Source organism: Parvibaculum lavamentivorans DS-1 (assembly GCF_000017565.1).
In the GTDB taxonomy this organism is placed as follows: domain Bacteria; phylum Pseudomonadota; class Alphaproteobacteria; order Parvibaculales; family Parvibaculaceae; genus Parvibaculum; species Parvibaculum lavamentivorans.
The window spans coordinates 2,912,545-2,931,728 of sequence record NC_009719.1; the positions used below are offsets into that span (position 1 = coordinate 2,912,545).

Here is a 19,184-nt window from a genome sequence, read left to right on the forward strand (position 1 = left end):
GAAAGAGGTCCGTTCATGGTGAAGTTCGGTGTGGGGCAGCCGGCGCGGCGCGTCGAGGACATGCGGCTGATTTCGGGCAAGGGGCGGTTTACCGACGATATTTCGCTTCCGAACGAGGCGCATGCCTACATGGTGCGGAGCCCGCGTGCCCATGCCGTCATCACCGGCATCGACGCGGAAGACGCGAAGGCGGCGCCGGGCGTGATCGCGGTCATCACCGGCGCGGATGCGGAAGCGGCGGGGCTCGGCATCGTCGCGAGCCCGGCGGCGGACATGCTGAAGAACAAGGACGGGACGGCGATCTTCAAGACCACGCGCAACCTGATCTCGCGGGAGCGGGTGCGCCATGTCGGCGACACGGTGGCGGTGATCGTTGCCGAGACGGCGGCGCAGGCACGCGACGCGGCGGAACTTCTCATCATCGACTATGACGATCTGCCGTCGGTCGCGGATACGGCAGGCGCCATTGCCGATGGCGCGCCGGTGATCTGGGAGGAGAACGGCAGCAACCTTGCCTATGACTGGGAGATCGGCGACGCCGCGAAAGTGGAAGAGGGCTTGAAGGCCGCGCATCACGTGACGCGGATCAAGCTCATCAACAACCGCATCGTCGTGAACGCGATGGAGCCGCGCGCGGCGCTCGGACATTACGAGGCGGACCGCGACCACTACACGCTCTATACCGGCAGCCAGGGCGTGCATTCGATGCGCAACTATATCGCGCAGTTCTCGCTCAAGATTCCGGTCGAGAAGCTGCGCGTGGTGACGGAAGATGTGGGCGGCGGCTTCGGCATGAAGACCTTCGTCTATCCCGAATATCCGCTGGTGCTTTATGCGTCGAAGCTGACGGGGCGGCCGATAAAGTGGACGGCGGACCGCTCCGACAGTTTCGTCACCGACAGCCAGGGGCGCGACCATGTGACGGAAGCGGCGGTGGCGCTCGACAAGGACGGGAAAATTCTCGCCGTGCAGGTGTCGACGATCGCCAATCTCGGCGCCTATCAGAGCCAGTTCGGGCCGTTCATTCCGTCGCTCGCGCCGCGCGGCATGCATGTCGGCGTCTATATGGTGCCGGCGATGCATAACCGCGTGCGCGCGGTCTATACGAACACGGTGCCGGTGGACGCCTATCGCGGGGCGGGACGGCCGGAAGCTTCCTATGTGATCGAACGGCTGATGGAGAAGGCGGCGCGGGAGATGAACCTTGCGCCGGACGAAATCCGCCGGCGCAATTTCGTGCCGCCGAGCGCGATGCCGCTCAATGCGCCGCCGTCGCTGCCTTTCGACTCCGGCGATTTCGAGCGCAACCTCAACGATGCGATGAAGCGCGCCGATGTGACGGGCTTCGAGGCGCGGCGCGCGGCGGCGGCGAAAGAAGGCAAGCTGCTCGGACTCGGCTACAGCTATTACGTGGAACGGACGGCGGCGGGCATGACCGATTATGCGCGTATCGCCGTCGACGGGAAGGACGGCATCGTGCATGTCTGGACCGGACAGCAGACGAACGGGCAGGGCCACGAGACGGCGTGGACACAGCTCATCTCGTCGCGGCTCGGCGTGGAGGCGGAAAAGATCAAGGTGCATCTTGGCGACTCGGACGTGTTGCCGGGCGGCGCGGGCACGGGCGGATCGAAGGCCGTCTACATGGTGTCGGGCGCGATTTCCGACGCGGGCGACAAGCTGATCGAGAAGGGACGCGAGATTGCGGCGAACGAACTCGAAGCGGCGAAGGCCGACATCGAGTATCGAGGTGCGGACGGCGAGCCTGTGTTCGCGGTGGCGGGCACGGACAAGGTGATCGACCTGTTCGCGGTGGCGCGGCTCGCAGAGGGGCAGGCCGATCTCGGCGAGTTCGCGGGCGACGGCGAATATTCGCAGAAGGGCAACACGTTCCCGAACGGCGCTCATATCTGCGAGGTCGAGATCGACACGGATACCGGCGTCTATCATGTGACGCGGTTTACGGCTGTCGACGATTTCGGGCAGATCCTCAATCCGATGCTGGTGGCGGGGCAGGTGCATGGCGGCATCGTGCAGGGGCTCGGCCAGGCGATGGGCGAGCATGCGGTCTACGATGCGAACGGCCAGCTCGTGACCGGCTCCTTCATGGATTACTGGATGCCGCGTGCGGGCGATTTCCCGCATTTCGATGTGAGCTACAACGAGATTCCGGCGCAGTCGAACGCGCTGGGCGTGAAAGGTGCGGGTGAAGCCGGGACAGTCGGCGCGCCGGCGGCCTTCATCAACGCGGTGATCGACGCGCTTCGGCCATACGGGATCGAGGAAATCGACATGCCGGTGACGCCGCTGAAACTCTGGAATATCGTGCGGGGCGAGCGCAGCGCGGCGGAGTAGACAACAAAGGGGGGATTGCGGTCGCCATTTTCTTCATGGCTGCCGCAAAAGATTTCTGCCTTCCGCCGGATGCGCATGGCGGCCGGCTGGGAACGAGGGGTCGCGTCATGTGGGCCGGGCGGTTCGAATTCGGCGACGGATGGGCTGTCTATCGCGGGCCGGCGGATGCGAACACGGCACATCGCCATGCCGCGATCCAGATTGCGGTGGCGAGAGAGGGTATGGTGGGGGTACGGTGCGGCGATGTTACGACGCGCGCCCGGACGGTGATCATTCCCTCGATGGTGCGCCATGAATTGCTGTCGCAGGCAACATCCGTGACGGCGTTTTATCTGGAGGCGGAAGGGCTTCCGGGACGTGCGTTGCGGACCCTTTGTCCAGGCGATCAGGCGATGCCCGCGCCACCTGCCATTGATGGTTTGCTCGGGGAGAGCGATCCGCCGGAAGCGATGGAAGGACTGTCGGCGCTGCTTGCAGTACGCGAGACGGGGCCCATCGACCCAAGGCTTTCCAGCGCGCTTGCCTGCTTGCGGCATGGGCCCGGCGCTCCCGGCGCCGTGGGAAAGGCCGCAAAGGCGGCAGGCATATCTGCTCCGCGATTGCGCGAACTGGCGCGAGCGGAGTTGGGTGTTGCGCTGTCACAATGGCTGTTATGGCAAAAGCTTGCGCGTGCTTCTCATGCGATTGCCGACGGCGCCGGGCTTGCAGAGGCGGCGGCGACAGGCGGCTTTGCCGATCAGGCACATTTCGCGCGGACGATGCGGCGCATGTTCGGTGTGACGCCGCGCATCGCCGCAGACCTGCTCGCCTGAATTTCAGCTCGGTTTCAAGGCACAATATATGCTGATCGAACCGGTATGTGTCGGGAAGACGTGCCGCTCCTCGAAATTGGTGAAGCCTGCCGCCGGGATCAACTCCGCCAGGATGCCCTCGGCGTTCGGCTGTGTGTATTCATAGCCATCGACTGCCTGAACCTGCCGAAAGAGCGTACGCATCAAGAAGGTGCGCTGGAGGCCGAAATCGGCGATGACGAGACGACCACCCGGTTTCAGAACACGGTTCGCCGCCGCAAGGATGCCGGATTTTACCTCCATCGGGCATTGATGGAGGACGAGACTCGACACGACCGCATCCGCAATTTCAGAGCCTGCGATCTGGTCCGCTTCATCGCCGAAGCCCTGCCGCCAGTCGACCTCCACGGCGGCGGCCTCGGCCTTTGCGCGCGCGATGGCGAGTACATCGGGGTCGGGATCAATGCCAATGATGCGTATGCCGGGCACGGCCTGTTTCAGAAGGATTGCCTGCGAGCCGGTTCCGGCGCCAATGTCGACGACCGTCTCGCCTGTTTGAAGAGCGAGGGCGTTCACGACGAGCGGTCGCCAGCGTTTCTCGCGTGTCATTACGGCGATCACCTTGTCGTAGCTGTTCGTGAATTCCGACTTCCCCAGGGCGGGGACGAAGCTGCGTTCCTGCATGACCATCTCCTTTGTACGAGCGATATCTAGGAGAAGCGGTTTGCACAGGTCTTGAACGAAACGCTGAGAGGGAACCGCAGGGCCGATGCGAGCGTTTCAGCGGCAGGGAGGGCATCCATGAGAGACAACCCCGAAGGTGAAGCCATCGAATGCGACGTGCCAGCGCGGCTAGACCGGCTGCCATGGGGACGCTTCCATACGCTGGTTGTGGCCGCGCTCGGTATCACGTGGATACTCGACGGATTGGAAGTGACGCTGGCGGGGGCTGTCGCCGGCGCGTTGCGGGAGAGCCCGTCGCTCGACATGAACGCGTCGGATATCGGGCTCGCCGCAAGCGCCTATCTTGTCGGCGCGGTTTTTGGAGGCGTCTTTTTCGGCTGGCTTACCGACAGGTTCGGACGGCGGAAACTGTTTTTCATCACGCTGGCGCTTTACGTTGCTGCGACAATCGCCACGGCATTTTCCTGGAGCCTTGCGAGCTTCGCCTTTTTCCGATTTTTGACCGGGGCGGGGATCGGCGGCGAATACACGGCAATCAATTCGACAATCCAGGAACTCATTCCGGCGCGCTTCCGCGGGTGGACCGATCTTGCGATCAATGGAAGCTTCTGGCTCGGTGCGGCGCTGGGTGCGGGGTTATCCATCGTCCTTCTCGACCCGGACATTGCCGGTGGAGACCTCGGTTGGCGGCTTTGCTTCTTCATTGGCGGCGTTCTCGGGCTTTTCATTTTTGCGATGCGGTTCTGGCTGCCGGAAAGCCCTCGCTGGCTGATGACGCATGGACGCGTCGCCGAGGCGAGCGGCATCCTCGCCGATATCGAGGGGCAGTATCGCAGACGGGGGCACGAGCTTGCCGAGGAAGGACTCGAATGCATAAAGCTGCGGCAGCACAGACCGCTGCGCGTTCGCGAGATTTTCCATACGCTGTTTCAGGTGCATCGCCGCCGCGCGCTGGTTGGGCTGGCGCTCATGTCGGCACAAGCCTTCTTCTACAATGCGATCTTCTTCACCTATGCGCTGGTGCTGACGGATTTCTACGATATTCCGGCGGCGCAGGTCGGCTGGTACATCCTGCCCTTCGCGGCGGGGAATTTTTTCGGGCCGCTTATTCTTGGGCGGCTGTTCGACACGGTGGGGCGGCGGATCATGATCGCATCCACTTACGCAATATCGGGCGTATTGCTTGCCTGCAGTGGCTATATGTTCGCCGAAGGGCTGCTGACCGCGCAGACACAGACGATTGCCTGGATGGTGATCTTCTTCTTCGCGTCAGCGGCGGCGAGCTCCGCCTATCTGACAGTGAGCGAGACCTTTCCGCTGGAAATGCGCGCGGTGGCGATTGCCGTTTTCTACGCCGTTGGGACGGGGCTCGGCGGGGTGGCAGGGCCGGCGCTCTTCGGATGGCTGATCGAATCCGGCTCGCGCGACGCGGTGTTCGGCGGATACCTGGTGGGAGCAGGCTTCATGACAGCCGCAGCAATCGTGCAGGCGATCTGGGGCGTTGCCGCGGAACGCCAGGCTCTCGAGACAGTGACGAAGCCGCTGAGGGCGTGGGACTGAGGCAGGGAGAAAAAATGCCCTCAAAATTCATCCTGTTTTGTTGACATTTTGTCATTTTGATCCAAAGCTTTCTTCATGACCACGGAGGAAGCGGGTTCCAGAACCCGAGAAGCCGCTGAAGCGGCCATTCTGGAGGATCGGCAAACAGGAGAGGCCACTGCCCCTGACGAGGCAGACGGCCAGGGCGTGGCCGTGCTTACCGGCGCGTCGCGGCGGAAACTTGAAAGCCGCCGCAAACTCTTTGTCGAACGCGGCTATCACGAAACGCGGCCGCAGGACATTTCCAAGGCGGCCGGCGTTGGCCACGGCACCTTCTATCTTCATTTCGAAGACAAGCTCGATTGCTTTCTCGCCTTCACGGAAGAGGCGGCGGATGAACTTGAAATCTTCGTGCAGACGCATCACGCGGTGGCGGGTTCCCTGGAGGAGGGCATCCGCGAACTGCTGACGGCCATCTTCGAATATTCGGACAAGAACCCGGGCGTGCTTGCCGCGGCGCTGACGGATATCAGCGTTTTGTCGACGGGGGACACCGGCAAGAAGATGCCGGTGGACCGCTGGGCGGATGTCTGGGCGCAGCTCATGGAGCACTGGAAGGAAACCGGCGAGGCCTTCGCCGAGCTCGACACGAGGATGGCGGGCTATCTGATTGTAGGTGCGATCAAGCAGGGCGGGGCCTACGGTTTTCGCCGGAGGCTTGAGCGGGCGGATGTGATCGAAGGAATGGCGCGGCTGTTTGTTCGTGCGCTGAAAAAATAACGCAAACAATGACGGTCCGAAGAGGCCGAGCGGGAGGAAATCACATGGCGAAGCTGTCCTATACGCGAGATGAGCTGATGGCCTCGCATGACTATGCGAAGCCGCACGAAGCAGTAGGCTACAAGCTGCATGGCGGGCTGCTGGCGGACGGCACTTATGTTTCGCCACGGGTTTTGAACCGGTGGCCCGCAGTGAAGGCCTGGCAGCGCGAATTGACGGCCAAGGGCTGGCCGCTGATTGACGCGACGGTGCAACTGCTGAAGCGCGGCAACTATCCGAACATTCCGCAGGAGAAATTTCTGCTTGCTCACGGTGTCGGCCAGTCGCTCTGGAACTCGCTGACCATCACCGGCGTGATCGAGGCACGGGGCCGCGCGCTTTGCGACCTGCAGGCGCCGGACTTCCAGGCGATCATCGAAGACGATATTTCGCAGACCTGCACAGGACATTTGCACAAGGGTCTTCTCTACGCGCATGGCGCGGATGAGGGCGGCGATCCGGACGAACCGGAATATGGCGCGCATGACCAGATGTGGTATGCGGCGCGCGATCTGTGCTTCGGAAAGGACCGGTATCCGCTGCCGGAGATACCTGAGAGCATCGGGCGGCCGGATACGGGAAGGCTTATGCCGCAGCTTCCGGCGGGCTTCGAGCAGCTTATCCTTTTGCTGATGAATGTTTTGATGATCGAAGTTCGCGCGGAGAGCTTCTTCGCGTTCTGCTGCGAGATCATGCGCGACCCTGAAGCATTTCCGGAGCGGCGGGGCGACGCAGCCAAGGCGGCGGAAATGGTCGAGCGTATCCGCACCGACGAAGCGATCCATGTCGGCTATTTGCAGACGACGATTTCGGAAATGCGGAGCTTCACCTTCAAGTCCGTCGATGGCGGGACGGTGAAGGGCAAGGATCTGATCGATCCGATCTGGGAAGGCATGGTGCATTGGCATTCGGTAACGCAAGCCGATTTTTCACGCGAACAGACGCGCGAGGCGATCAAGGCCGGGCTTGCGAACGCGCCTGAGGGAGCGAAGCTTTTTTCCGAGTTCGACGCGCTTGAAAAAGAGAAGCAGGCAGCATGATGCGCGACCTGCAGGGCAAGACGGCGTTCGTAACGGGCGGCGCCAGCGGCATCGGCCTTTCGATGGCCAGGGCATTCGGCGCCGCCGGCATGAACGTCATGCTGGCCGACATCAACGAAGACGATCTCGGGGTGGCCGTCGCCGAGCTGAACGAGCGGCAAATCAAGGCGGCAGGCGTTCGCTGCGATGTCGCGGACCGCAAATCGCTGGAGCAGGCGGCGGAAGAAACCGTCGCGACCTATGGCAAGGTGCATGTCGTCTGCAACAATGCAGGCGTGGGTGCAGGTGGCGCGATCGGCACTGTGAAGCCTGGCGACTGGGACTGGACCATCGCAGTGAACCTGATGGGCGTCGTTTACGGCACGGAAGCCTTTCTCCCTCACATCCGCGCGCATGGCGAGGGCGGACATTTCGTCAACACGGCGTCGATGGCGGGCATGATTTCCGTTCCCGGAATGGAGCCTTACACTGCGTCAAAATACGCCGTTGTCGGCATGTCGGAGGGATGGGCGGGACAGCTTGCGCCGGAGAATATCGGCGTATCGGTGCTTTGTCCCGGCTTCGTGCGTACCCGCATCCACGAAAGCGGGCGCGCGCGGCAAGAAAAGTTCGGGCCGGCCGCGACCGACGAGCGGGATCCCGCTCGGATCGAGGCGGCGAAGCAACTGGTGCTTGGCGGGCTCGATCCGGACCGGGTCGGCGCGCGGGTGCTGGAAGCCATACAGGCCAACGAGCTCTATATTTTTACACATCCGGATATGGCGCCGCTCTTCGAGGAGCGTGCGCGCAATATCATGGCCGCCTTTTTGCGCGCGAGCGAAAGCCCCGCGCTCAGCGGCGCGGCATACCAGACGCCGAAGGAAATCAAGGTTTTCGACTAAGAGTGTTTGGAAGCCGAACGAGGCTTTCTGGAAGCGCTCCTGATCTTTGTCGTCTTCAGATGGTTGACGGCAGGAGCGGTCGCATTAGTTGATGTTGAGGGCGGCGAGCCAGCAAGGAGAAGCAGAATGAAAAAACTTGCCACTCTGACATGTGGCGTCGCGCTTGCCGCCGTGATGTCTACAAGTGATGCATATGCGCAGAGAATAACGAAGGGCCCGGAGCTCGTCAGCGCGTGTCAATCGCTGATTGACAGCGGCTCGCAGGACGGTTCCCCCGGCGCGCTCTGCAAGAATTTCCTTGTCGATATGGTGAAGACGCAGGAGCAGACCCTAACGGTGGGAGAGCCGTTTCGTGCACGCAGGCTCGGACCGAACGAGGACGAAACGGCTTGCTTCCAGTTGCCGAAAAGCCTGCCGTTCACGGGCTTCGCTGGGCAGGTTATTGCCTATGCCGATACAAATCCGGAAATGAAGCGCGCGCCTGCTTATGAACTCGCCGCGAGGGCGCTGGCGCAAAGCTATCCTTGTACTGAAGAGCAGCTCCGTCACGAGCCACAGGAAGAGTAGAGCGGGAGAAGCCGCAACGCCCTGAGGCTGTTGCGGCTCACCCCGTGCGACGCAAAGTGTCAGGAGGCGTCTTCGCTTTCGCGAAGACTTTTCACCTTTTCATGGTGGCCTTCGATCACGGGCACCATTTCGTCGGCAATATTTCGCAGCGCCTCATCGTCGCCATTCGCTGCATAGGCGCGGTGGAGTTGCAGAGCCTTCTCGTGTGCTTCCTCCTGCATTTCCAGATAGAGAGCGTCGAATTCGCCTTCGTCCGCATTCCGCAGCTGGCTGATTTTTTCTTCATGCGCCGGATCAAGTGTGGTCGGAATCTGGGCGCGACTGCCGCCTTCCGATACGGCGGCGCTCAGCTTGTCGGATGATGCGGTGTGATCTTCGACCATCATCTCGGCGAAAGCCTTGATGTCGTCATTTCCCGACCTCGAGAGAGCGATTTCGCTCGATTGGATTTCAAAAAGGTCGCCTAAAGCGGCTTTGTTGACGTATTGCTCGGTCGTGATTTCCTTCATTTCTTCCGCCATGCCAGGCGCGGCGTTCTGTGCGGCGAGCGGAACCGCGGAGAGCGGCGCGAAGGCGAGAAGAGCGGCTGTGACAGCCACATGGGTACGAATTCGCATAATGGTTCTCCTGTGAAGAGACTTCTCCTCATTTGAGAACACATAACCAACGGCCAAGGCCGTTGGTTCCTTTTCGCAGTGACAAGAAGTCAGGCGTTGCGAAGGTACCAGGCGAAATCGAGATCGCTGATTGCCGCGAAGAAGCGATCGCATTCCGCTTCCTTGATGGTGAGGAAGATGTTCATGAACTCCTTACCCAGATATTCGGACAAAAATGCGGAGCTGCGAGCGGCCTCCAGTGCTTTCCACCAGTTCATGGGCAACGTGGCTTCCTGCTCATGCCTGTATCCATCTCCCGTGACCGGGGCGCTCGGCTCGATCTCATTTTCGATCCCCGTGGCTATGCCGGCAAGAACGGCGGCGAGGGCTACGTATGGATTTGCGTCGGCGCCGCAGACACGGTGCTCCAGGTGGCGCGTTTCGGGCTTGCCTGCCGTTATGCGGAGGGGCACCGAGCGGTTATCGAAAGCCCATGCTGGATTGAGCGGGGCGTAGGTGTTGCGACGAAAGCGGCGGAAGGAATTGGCGTTGGGTGCGAAGATGGCCATGCTTTCCGCCATCGTTGCCTCAAGGCCGCCGATTGCATGACGAAGATGGTGCGTAAGCTCGATGCCGTTGCCAGCGAAGAGATTTTCATGCTCCTCGTCCGCGAGTGAGACATGGACATGCATGCCGCTGCCGGAGGTTTCGGCATAGGGCTTGGCCATGAAAGTCGCGACATAGCCATGGCGATCCGCGACGCCTTTCACGAGACGCTTGTAGAGAATGGCATCATCGGCAGCGCGCATCGCGTCGGCGCGGTGCGCAAGCACGATCTCGAACTGGCCGGGTGCGTATTCGGAAATGAGCGTGCGGGCGGGCAGCCCCATCTTCTTTGCGCCGGCGAAGACCTCATTGAGGAAAGGTGCGAAGTCCTCAAGATCCTGCATCAGATAGGCCTGAAGGTGTGCGGGCGAGAAGCCGTTCGGCGCGGTGGGCGGCTTCGGCTTGCCGGAAAGGGCGACATCAGGGTCGATCAGATAGAACTCCAACTCGATGGCCACGACCGGAACGAGGCCTTTCGCTTCCAGCGCGGCGACGGTGCGTGCGAGTGCGTGGCGCGGGTCTGCCGGTGTCGGCGAGCCATCGCGTTCGTAAGATGCGAGAATTAATTGCGCGGTCGGCACGTCGTGCCAGGGCGCGTGGGTGAGGGTGCCGGCGACGGGATAGCAGGGACGGTCGCTGTCGCCCTCTTCCCAGACGAGGCCGGTTTCAAGAACGTCCGCGCCGAGCATATCGAGAGATTGGATGGAGCAGGGGAGTGGCCGCCCGTCACGATAGGCTGGAAGAAGTTCTTCCGGGCGCAGCACCTTGCCGCGCGCCACGCCAGACGGGTCGGTGAGGAAAGCCTGAATCTGGACTGTATCCGGATGAGCGGCGAGAAACTCCGCTGCTTCACTTTCACTCGCGCGCGTCATTCGAATTCTCCTTCGCCGCTGAGGGCGGACAATGCTTCGTCGAAGCGGATAACGAGGCTTTCGACATCCGCTTCGGTGGTGGTCGGCGCGACTAGCGTCATGTTGTGAAACGGCGTGACAAGCAGGTTGCGGTTCAGCAGAAAGAGATGAATGGCACGCTCGACCGCATGGTCGATTGCGGCGGCTGCTTCCGCGCCATTTCGGAGGGGCCGTTCGGAGAAGACGAGTTCCGCGCGCGCACCGAGCTGCGTAACGGTCCATGGCAAGTTGTGACGAGTTACGGCTGCGCGCATTCCATCGGCGAGCCGTGAGGCCAAAGCTGTCATGTGGCCGTAGTTCTTCGGTGTCATCACTTCTTCGAGGCAGGCGCGCATGGCGGCGAGAGCGAGCATGTTTCCTGAGAGCGTCGTGCCGATGCCGGAATAGCCCGGCGTTTTTGTTCCAAGAACGCGGCGCATGTCGTTTTCGACCTTATGCGTGAAGCCGAAGACGGCGGCAGGCAACCCTCCGGCGATGGGCTTGCCGAGGACGAAGAAATCCGGCGAAAGGTCATGCTCACGGGTGAAGCCGCCAGGCCCCGCGGAGATTGTATGGGTTTCGTCAAGACAGAGCAGCGTGCCGTGGCGGCGGGCGGAGGCGACAAGGCCTTCGACAAAGCCGGGTTCCGGCAAAACCATTGCGGTGTTGGTGAGGGCGGGCTCCGTGAGGATGAGTGCGACGTCGCCTGCCGCCAGAATTTTCTCGACAGCTTCGAGATCATTGAACGGCGCGGCGATGCTGGTCGCGGAAATGTCCGTTACCTGGCCAAGCAGGCTCGGCTTCATTATGGTCCCGCCGCCATCGAGTTTCACGAAGGCATCTTCCACCTGACCGTGATAGCAGCCGTCGAAGACGAGAACCTTTGGCCTGTTCGTCAGCGCGCGCGCCCATCGAACGACCGCGCGGTTTGCGTCGCTGGCGGTTGCCGTTACCTGCCAGAATGGAAGGCCGAAGCGGGCGGCGAGCAACGCACCGACCTGGGCTGTCAGATTCGAAGGCAGCATGGCGGTGAGGCCGCGCGCGGCTTGTTCGGAGATAGCCTTGGCGACAGGCGCGGGCGAGTGGCCGAACATGGCGCCGGTGTCGCCGAGACAGAAATCGGAATAGGCGTGGCCGTCGACATCAGTGACGGTGGAGCCCTTCGCTTCGCGTACGAAGATGGGGAAGGGCGTTTCCCAGTCGAGCATCCAATGAAGGGGTACGCCGCCGGGGAAATGGGCGGAAGCTTCCACCGCCATTTGACGCGAGCGGGGATGCAGCTCGTCAAAGCGGGTACTTTCGGCGGCGATGAGCGCTTCGGCGCGCTGCCTGATTTCAACAGGCATGGTCATTGTGGGGACTCCGGTGGGCAATACAGGTTTCTTTAGCGCAAGGCCGCCCCGCCGCATAGGGAGCGCGCCGCGGCTGCGCCCAAAGGACGCGCGACAAGCCGCACATGTTGAGCGCCATCTGCAAGGAGCAAAATGGAAAGTCTCAACAAAGCGGAGGATTTCAGATGGAATGGCGAGGGAAATTAGCCGGGTTTTTGGTGGTTGCTGCGATGGTGCCCACGGGTTTGGCTTGGGCGCAGGTGCCGCGCATTGCGACGGGGGCTGAGCTTGTTTCGGCCTGTTCGATGGCTGTGGGCCCTGGCGGGTCGACCGATGACAGGATCGCGCGGGCCTCGTGCCATCAGTTTCTCGCCGGTCTGGTGGCGGGCGTTTATGGTTCGGTGGAGAAGGGGACGCCAATGGTTGTGCGGCGGCTGGGACCCGGAATGGACGAAGAAGTTTGCTTCCGGCTTCCCGAGAAGCTTGCTTATGCAACCTTTGCGGAGCAGGTGATCTCATTTGCGCCGGAGCATCCGGAACTTTACGACCGTTCGGCCTTTGAGATGGGCGCAAGGACGCTGGCCGAGCATTATCCTTGTCCTGATTAAAGCACCTCGTACCTCAAGAAATAAAAGCCGTCCCTCGGGACGGCTTTTCTGCTTTTTGCTGCCTATTCGGCCCTGATCCGCAATCGTTTCCAGAATTGGACGCCACTCATAAAGGCTGGCAGCGGGCGCTCCGCCATCTTGGCGTATGGAGGAAGAGGATGGCGGGCCGGACCGCCGTTGCGACAATCCATTGTCACACTGGCGCGGCACCCTGGCACCGGCTAGTGAATAACGGTGCCCCCGACAGGATTCGAACCCGTGACCCCCTGATTACAAATCAGGTGCTCTACCAACTGAGCTACAAGGGCGACCGTGCGCGCAAGATAGTTGCGGCGAGCGCGCGCGGCAAGCGAAGCTTCCTCGGGGGTGATGGCAGGTAAATGGCCGATCTCCCGGCGATTCCATGTTAACGCCAGATGAACGAGTGTCTCATTATGGGTTCAAGCTCCATAATCTAGTTTGGTGCTGCTTGTGGGGGCGCTGGCGAGCTAGCCCCCGTCCTCCTTCGAGGGGCGCGCTCCCGCCGCCAAAAGGAGCATCGGGTTATGTGGATGAGAATCGCTATTCTGCTCGCAGGTTTGTTGATCTGGGACGTCGTGACATCTGAGAACGAGCAATCCGCGTTGGAACGCAGCGGGCAGGCCCTGATGAATTTCGGCCCTGTCCGCGATCTCGTGAGTTACGCTGAGGATGGCGCGCTGGTTGAAGACGTGCAGTCCCTGACTGCTCTGGTTTCCAGCGAAGCGGCGGCGGCCGTCGCGGCGCGAAACGTCGTCGAGGCGGAGCGGGCGGAGCGACGAGCGGCACGGGAAAGACGACGGGAACAACTTCGTCTTGCGCCAGAAGATGTCGACGCCATCGCCAAGGCGGTTACAGAACTCTATCGCGAGGAAGAAGAGCGCGCGGCGGAAGCTTCCGCACCGCAGGCGATGGCTGCGCCGGCACAGCCACCTGCCCCCGAGCCGGAGATCGTCGAGCGTTCGGTGGTTTCACTCGGCCCGGATATTCTCGGCGCCATTGTGGACGCTTCCAAGAAGACCGGCGCCAATTCAGGCTATCTGCTTCACATCGCCTTGCGGGAGAGCGGTCTGGCTCTTGGCGCGCAGGCGCCGACTTCGTCCGCGACCGGGCCTTTCCAATTCATTCAGCAGACCTGGTACCAGATGCTCGGCACGTATGGTCCCAAGCATGGGTTGAAGGCGGAAGCGGCGCTTCTGAAGAAAGCGGCGAACGGCACCTATGCGCCGGTTTCGGCGGCGGCACGGACGGAAGTGCTGGCTCTGCGGACTGATCCCAGCGTTGCGGCGCTGATGGCCGGCGAACTCACCATGGAGAACGCGAAGTCGATGGAGAGGCTGCTTGGCCGCTCGCCGGCACATGGCGAACTCTATGCGGCTCATGTCTTCGGTCCGGCGGGGGCAGCGAAGCTGGTACGAACGCGCGACACGGCGGCAGCTACCTCGGCGGCTTCGATCCTGCCATCCGCGGCAGCGGCCAATCGGTGGCTATTCTATACGTCGGGCGGGACGGCGCGCAGCGTCGCTTCGCTGTTCGACGAGCTGAGCCGGTTTATGTCCACTAGGGAGGTCGCGCAGGTATGCAATGCGAACCTGAACTTCCTGGGGGTCTAGAGATTCCGACGAAAAAGCTCGTAGAGAGCAACGGCGGCGGCATTGGAGACATTGAGGCTCTTCATGCCGCCTGCCGCCGGAAGACGGGCCAGAAGATCGCAATGCTCGCGCGTTAACCGGCGCAAGCCAGCTCCCTCGGCACCCAGCACGAGAGCGACACGTGGCGAGAGTTTGAGATCGGGGAGGGAGGCTTCGCCTTCGCCATCCAGGCCAACCACCTCGAAGCCCAGTTCCTTGAGTTCCTCGATCGCTCGAACAAGGTTTGTGATGCGGGCGACGCGGACCAGCTCAAGAGCGCCTGAGGCGGCCTTGGCAAGCACGCCGCCCAGGGACGGGCTGTTGCGCTCGGTGGTTATCAGAGCGCCCGCCCCGAAGACGGCGGCGGAACGGAGAATCGCTCCAAAATTATGCGGGTCGGTGACCTGATCCAGCACCACAACGCGGTTTGTACCCTCGCACGCTTCGACCACATCGAGATCTGGCAGGGGAGAGGCACGAAGGGCGATTCCCTGATGAACGGCGCCAGCGGGCAAAAGCGCGGCTATATCTTCGTTCTCCATAATCTCCAGGCGCACCGGAAGATCGGCCGGAAGGCGGGCGCCTTGCCGTGCCAGCTCGGTCTCGGCGTTGCGGGTCAGCACAAGGCGTTCGGCCAAGCGGGCCGGATTGGCCAAGGCGGCCAAAACCGCATGAAACCCATAGAGATAGGCATCATTTGCGCCGCCACCGCCCTTGCCGCCGGCTGGCGAACGGCCGTTGCGCCCCCGCGGGCTACCCGAGGTGGCGCTGCTATTGGAGAATTTACCCTGTTGCTTGCGTCGGCTCATGCGGGCGCTTATATTGCTGCTCTCGGGCTCATGCAAATGCCCCCTCAACAGTATGCCTTGCCGCGCCGGTCGGCTGGAGGCACGCTGCGGGGGTGTTCACGTTTTCGGGACCGGGATTTTAGTTGACACAGGGGCGGCAAACCGGAATAAAGCCGCGCGTGTCCGTCAGAGGCCAAAACACAACCACATCCGCGAACTTATTGGGATTTCACAACATTCATCGGACACGGAGGGGTGCCCGAGTGGCTAAAGGGGACGGACTGTAAATCCGTTGGCTATGCCTACGTTGGTTCGAATCCAACCCCCTCCACCATCCAGCGCAGGCAGGACGAAGACAGAGAGCAGGCAGGGTCGAACGGGATCCCGAGGCGGGTGTAGCTCAATGGTAGAGCAACAGCCTTCCAAGCTGATGACGAGGGTTCGATTCCCTTCACCCGCTCCAACCGTTCGCCGCATGCGCGGCTTGGCCGGTGCGAAACCGGCGGAGACAGACGAGCGATAAACCGGCCGAGGCCGGCGAGATAAATGAACGAATACGCGTCCGCCGAAATCGGATGCCAGTCGATCCAACTGAAGGTAGCTAACGCCCATGGCCAAAGAGAAGTTTGAGCGGAACAAGCCGCACTGCAACATCGGGACGATTGGTCACGTAGACCATGGCAAGACGTCGCTTACGGCGGCGATCACGAAGGTGCTTGCGGAGACGGGCGGGGCGACGTATTCGGCCTATGACCAGATCGACAAGGCGCCTGAAGAGAAGGCACGCGGGATCACGATCTCGACGGCGCATGTGGAGTATCAGACGGAAGCGCGCCACTACGCGCATGTCGACTGCCCCGGCCATGCGGACTATGTGAAGAACATGATCACGGGCGCGGCGCAGATGGACGGGGCGATCCTCGTCGTGTCGGCGGCCGACGGTCCGATGCCGCAGACGCGCGAGCACATCCTGCTTGCCCGTCAGGTTGGCGTGCCGGCGCTTGTGGTGTTCATGAACAAGGTTGACCAGGTCGACGATCCGGAGCTTCTGGAGCTTGTCGAGATGGAAATCCGTGAGCTTCTTTCGTCTTACGACTTCCCGGGCGACGATATTCCGATCGTGAAGGGCTCGGCGCTTGCGGCGCTTGAAGACTCGAACAAGGAAATCGGTCACGACGCGATCCTCGAGCTGATGAAGGCGGTCGACGCCTACATCCCGCAGCCGGAGCGTCCGAAGAACCTGCCGTTCCTGATGCCGATCGAAGACGTGTTCTCGATCTCGGGCCGCGGCACGGTTGTGACGGGCCGTATCGAGCGCGGTGTCGTGAAGGTCGGCGAGGAAATCGAGATCGTTGGCATCAAGCCGACGGTGAAGACGACCTGCACGGGCGTCGAGATGTTCCGCAAGCTGCTCGACCAGGGCGAGGCTGGCGACAATGTGGGCGTTCTCCTGCGCGGCACGAAGCGTGAGGACGTCGAGCGCGGCCAGGTTCTGTGCGCGCCCGGCTCGATCACGCCGCATACGGAGTTCGAGGCGGAAGCCTATATCCTGACGAAGGAAGAGGGTGGCCGTCATACGCCGTTCTTCACGAACTACCGCCCGCAGTTCTACTTCCGCACGACGGACGTGACGGGTGTGGTGACGCTGCCCGAGGGCACCGAAATGGTGATGCCGGGCGACAACGTGAAGATGAACGTGACGCTGATCGCCCCCATCGCAATGGAAGAGAAGCTCCGCTTCGCCATCCGTGAAGGCGGTCGTACCGTCGGCGCAGGCGTCGTCTCGAAAGTGTTGAAGTAAGGTTTGCCGCTCACGCGGCAGGACCTAGGAGTGTAGCTCAACTGGTAGAGCACCGGTCTCCAAAACCGGGGGTTGGGGGTTCGAGCCCCTCCACTCCTGCCACCGTCCACCGCGGACTCGATGCGGCGACGGAAGGGCAGGTCGGGGCCGGGCCCTTTGCGAAGCGGGCGACTGAACTGGATAAGGCGCCGAGAGGCAGTTGGTAGAGAAAATGGCGAAAACCAATCCACTCGAATTTATCCAGCAGGTGCGGTCGGAGACTGCAAAGGTCACTTGGCCGACCCGCCGCGAGACCATTATCACGACGGTGATGGTCTTCATCATGGTGGCCTTCGCGATGGTGTTCTTCTTTCTGGCCGATACCGCGCTGAGCTACATCGTCTCGCTCGTGCTCGGCTTCGGCGGCAATTGAGGTCAGGGGTCTTCGGATCCCGTCGGAAACAAATATGGCTAAGCGCTGGTATATCGTTCACGCCTACTCGAACTTCGAAAAGAAGGTCGCGGAATCTCTGCGTGAGCAGGCCGAGCAGCAGGGCCTCTCGGAGCAGTTCGAGGAAATCCTCGTGCCGACCGAAGAGGTTGTCGAAGTGCGCCGCGGCCGCAAGATCAACGCGGAACGCAAGTTCTTCCCCGGCTATGTGCTGGTGAAGGTGGATCTGACCGACGAGGCTTATCACCTTGTCAAGAATACGCCGAAAGTGACGGGCTTTCTCGGCGCGGACAACAAGCCGCAGCCGATCAGCCAGGCGGAAGTCGACCGCATCCTGCATCAGGTGCAGGAAGGCGTGGAGCGGCCGAAGCCCTCGATCACATTCGAGATCGGCGAGCAGGTTCGCGTGGCGGACGGTCCGTTCGCATCGTTCAATGGTTTCGTCGAGGAAGTCGACGAAGAGAAGGCACGGCTCAAGGTTGCCGTGTCGATTTTCGGCCGGGCGACTCCGGTCGAGCTTGAATACGCACAGGTCGAGAAGCTCTAGGGCTTTTCGCTTTTGCGCTTTGTGGGAGGCACGGCGGAACGCGTTCCAAGGTGCCGCTGACCACTAACCCAAAGCGCCGGCGAGTGGCCGGCAGGGGAAAGACATGGCGAAGAAAATCGAAGGTTACATAAAACTGCAGGTGCCTGCAGGCGCGGCAAATCCGTCGCCGCCGATTGGCCCCGCGCTCGGTCAGCGCGGTCTCAACATCATGGAATTCTGCAAGGCATTTAATGCTGCCACGCAGAAGATGGAACAAGGCATGCCGATCCCGGTCGTGATTACGGCCTTCTCGGACCGTTCCTTTACTTTCGCGATGAAGACGCCGCCTGCCTCGTACTTCCTGAAGAAGGCCGCGAAGGTGACGTCGGGTTCCAAGACCCCGGGCCGCGCCAGCGCCGGCACCGTGACCGTCGCCCAGTGCCGCGAGATTGCCGAAGCGAAGATGGCGGACCTGAACGCCAACGATCTCGATCAGGCGACAAAGATTATTGCCGGTTCCGCCCGTTCCATGGGCCTTCAGGTAGTGGAGTGAGTGTCATGGCAAAAGCAGGAAAGCGTATTGAGAAGGCTCGCGAGGGCATCGACCGCAAGAAGACTTATGGCCTCGACGAGGCTGTGAAGATGGTCAAGGACCGTGCGAGCGTGAAGTTCGACGAGACCATCGAAGTTGCGATCGCTCTCGGCGTCGACCCGCGTCACGCGGACCAGATGGTTCGCGGCGTCGTGGCGCTACCGAGCGGTTCAGGCCGTACCGTCCGTGTTGCGGTTTTCGCAAAGGGCGACAAGGCTGACCAGGCGCGCGCGGCAGGTGCGGATATTGTCGGTGACGACGATCTCGCCGAGATCGTGCAGTCGGGCAAGATCGACTTCGATCGTTGCATTGCAACGCCGGACATGATGCCGCTGGTCGGCCGTCTCGGTAAGGTGCTCGGCCCGCGCGGCCTGATGCCGAACCCGAAGGTAGGCACGGTGACGCCGGATGTCGCAGAGGCCGTGAAGGCGGCCAAGGGTGGCGCCGTCGAATTCCGCGTCGAGAAGGCGGGCATCATTCATGCCGGTGTCGGCAAGGCGAGCTTCAGCGAAGACCAGATCCTGGTGAATATCCGGGCGCTGATTGACGCGGTGCAGAAGGCCAAGCCGACGGGTGCCAAGGGCACCTACATCAAGCGCATCGCGATCAGCTCGACGATGGGCCCCGGCGTAAAGGTCGAGCCGCAGAGCGTTGCGGCGAGCGCGTAAGCGCTGGAAGAGTTTCCGGCCGT

At 61.9% G+C, this 19,184-nt stretch carries 19 protein-coding genes and 4 tRNA genes; 17 read left to right on the plus strand and 6 right to left on the minus strand.

Features of this window, described 5'->3' with window-relative positions:
- Positions 1–15: 15 nt before the first annotated feature.
- Together PLAV_RS13725 and PLAV_RS13730 are read left to right on the plus strand one after the other, a co-directional pair.
- Positions 16–2,355, plus strand: coding sequence for a xanthine dehydrogenase family protein molybdopterin-binding subunit (locus PLAV_RS13725; RefSeq protein WP_012111631.1), 2,340 nt, complete (start codon positions 16–18; stop codon positions 2,353–2,355).
- A gap of 35 nt (positions 2,356–2,390) precedes the next feature.
- Positions 2,391–3,167 (plus strand): helix-turn-helix domain-containing protein, encoded by a 777-nt coding sequence (locus PLAV_RS13730; protein ID WP_049767792.1) that lies wholly within the window; start codon positions 2,391–2,393, stop codon positions 3,165–3,167.
- Positions 3,168–3,170: 3 nt separating this feature from the next.
- Here PLAV_RS13730 and PLAV_RS13735 read toward each other — a convergent pair whose 3' ends face one another.
- A complete protein-coding gene (locus PLAV_RS13735; RefSeq protein ID WP_012111633.1) occupies positions 3,171–3,830 on the minus strand; it encodes a class I SAM-dependent methyltransferase in 660 nt (219 codons plus the stop codon).
- A gap of 117 nt (positions 3,831–3,947) precedes the next feature.
- Here PLAV_RS13735 and PLAV_RS13740 point away from each other — a divergent pair, with 117 nt between their 5' ends.
- The 5 genes from PLAV_RS13740 (at position 3,948) to PLAV_RS13760 (ending at position 8,676) form a co-directional block, all read left to right on the plus strand.
- Entirely contained in the window at positions 3,948–5,390 is a 1,443-nt protein-coding gene (locus PLAV_RS13740; protein ID WP_012111634.1) for an MFS transporter, read from the plus strand.
- 75 nt (positions 5,391–5,465) lie between these two features.
- Positions 5,466–6,149 (plus strand): TetR/AcrR family transcriptional regulator, encoded by a 684-nt coding sequence (locus tag PLAV_RS13745; RefSeq protein WP_012111635.1) that lies wholly within the window; start codon positions 5,466–5,468, stop codon positions 6,147–6,149.
- Positions 6,150–6,193: 44 nt separating this feature from the next.
- Entirely contained in the window at positions 6,194–7,228 is a 1,035-nt protein-coding gene (locus PLAV_RS13750; RefSeq protein WP_012111636.1) for a hypothetical protein, read from the plus strand.
- Positions 7,225–8,109 (plus strand): SDR family NAD(P)-dependent oxidoreductase, encoded by an 885-nt coding sequence (locus PLAV_RS13755; RefSeq protein ID WP_012111637.1) that lies wholly within the window; start codon positions 7,225–7,227, stop codon positions 8,107–8,109. Before PLAV_RS13750 ends, PLAV_RS13755 begins: the two co-directional genes overlap by 4 nt.
- A 126-nt stretch (positions 8,110–8,235) precedes the next feature.
- The gene (locus tag PLAV_RS13760; protein ID WP_012111638.1) at positions 8,236–8,676 is read left to right on the plus strand and encodes a Rap1a/Tai family immunity protein; all 441 of its coding nucleotides are present in this window, start codon (positions 8,236–8,238) and stop codon (positions 8,674–8,676) included.
- Between the two features lie 59 nt (positions 8,677–8,735).
- On the opposite strand, the gene PLAV_RS13765 is transcribed toward PLAV_RS13760, so the two are convergent.
- From PLAV_RS13765 to PLAV_RS13775, 3 genes are all read right to left on the minus strand, one after another.
- Positions 8,736–9,293, minus strand: a complete 558-nt coding sequence (locus tag PLAV_RS13765) for a DUF4142 domain-containing protein (RefSeq protein WP_012111639.1) — start codon at positions 9,291–9,293, stop codon at positions 8,736–8,738.
- An 89-nt stretch (positions 9,294–9,382) separates the two neighbouring features.
- Complete coding sequence (locus tag PLAV_RS13770) at positions 9,383–10,750, minus strand: glutamine synthetase family protein (protein ID WP_012111640.1); 1,368 nt, start codon at positions 10,748–10,750, stop codon at positions 9,383–9,385.
- Positions 10,747–12,120, minus strand: a complete 1,374-nt coding sequence (locus tag PLAV_RS13775) for an aspartate aminotransferase family protein (protein ID WP_012111641.1) — start codon at positions 12,118–12,120, stop codon at positions 10,747–10,749. The genes PLAV_RS13770 and PLAV_RS13775 overlap by 4 nt, the downstream gene beginning before the upstream one ends.
- Positions 12,121–12,224: 104 nt before the next feature.
- Here PLAV_RS13775 and PLAV_RS13780 point away from each other — a divergent pair, with 104 nt between their 5' ends.
- Entirely contained in the window at positions 12,225–12,707 is a 483-nt protein-coding gene (locus tag PLAV_RS13780; RefSeq protein WP_143710227.1) for a Rap1a/Tai family immunity protein, read from the plus strand.
- A gap of 235 nt (positions 12,708–12,942) precedes the next feature.
- Here PLAV_RS13780 and PLAV_RS13785 read toward each other — a convergent pair.
- Positions 12,943–13,015: transfer RNA gene (locus PLAV_RS13785), tRNA-Thr, on the minus strand.
- Between the two features lie 243 nt (positions 13,016–13,258).
- Here PLAV_RS13785 and PLAV_RS19065 point away from each other — a divergent pair.
- Positions 13,259–14,338, plus strand: coding sequence for a hypothetical protein (locus PLAV_RS19065; RefSeq protein ID WP_143710228.1), 1,080 nt, complete (start codon positions 13,259–13,261; stop codon positions 14,336–14,338).
- Here the strand turns inward: PLAV_RS19065 and rlmB are convergent.
- Entirely contained in the window at positions 14,335–15,165 is an 831-nt protein-coding gene (gene rlmB, locus PLAV_RS13795; protein WP_041536747.1) for a 23S rRNA (guanosine(2251)-2'-O)-methyltransferase RlmB, read from the minus strand. The two genes, PLAV_RS19065 and rlmB, sit on opposite strands and share 4 nt — an antisense overlap.
- A 228-nt stretch (positions 15,166–15,393) precedes the next feature.
- Between rlmB and PLAV_RS13800 the strand changes: the two genes are divergently transcribed.
- The 8 genes from PLAV_RS13800 to rplA all read left to right on the plus strand — a co-directional run bounded on the left by PLAV_RS13800 (position 15,394) and on the right by rplA (position 19,161).
- Positions 15,394–15,478 (plus strand) — tRNA-Tyr (locus PLAV_RS13800).
- A gap of 55 nt (positions 15,479–15,533) precedes the next feature.
- Positions 15,534–15,607, plus strand: a tRNA-Gly gene (locus PLAV_RS13805).
- Positions 15,608–15,754: 147 nt separating this feature from the next.
- The gene (gene tuf / locus PLAV_RS13810) at positions 15,755–16,945 is read left to right on the plus strand and encodes an elongation factor Tu (RefSeq protein WP_012111645.1); all 1,191 of its coding nucleotides are present in this window, start codon (positions 15,755–15,757) and stop codon (positions 16,943–16,945) included.
- A gap of 26 nt (positions 16,946–16,971) precedes the next feature.
- Positions 16,972–17,047, plus strand: a tRNA-Trp gene (locus tag PLAV_RS13815).
- 109 nt (positions 17,048–17,156) lie between these two features.
- A complete protein-coding gene (gene secE / locus PLAV_RS13820) occupies positions 17,157–17,357 on the plus strand; it encodes a preprotein translocase subunit SecE (RefSeq protein ID WP_012111646.1) in 201 nt (66 codons plus the stop codon).
- Between the two features lie 34 nt (positions 17,358–17,391).
- Positions 17,392–17,922: a transcription termination/antitermination protein NusG gene (nusG, locus tag PLAV_RS13825; protein WP_012111647.1), complete on the plus strand. Its 531-nt coding sequence runs from the start codon at positions 17,392–17,394 to the stop codon at positions 17,920–17,922.
- 103 nt (positions 17,923–18,025) lie between these two features.
- Complete coding sequence (rplK, locus tag PLAV_RS13830) at positions 18,026–18,454, plus strand: 50S ribosomal protein L11 (protein WP_012111648.1); 429 nt, start codon at positions 18,026–18,028, stop codon at positions 18,452–18,454.
- Between the two features lie 5 nt (positions 18,455–18,459).
- Entirely contained in the window at positions 18,460–19,161 is a 702-nt protein-coding gene (gene rplA, locus PLAV_RS13835; RefSeq protein ID WP_012111649.1) for a 50S ribosomal protein L1, read from the plus strand.
- The last annotated feature ends 23 nt before the right edge of the window (positions 19,162–19,184 follow it).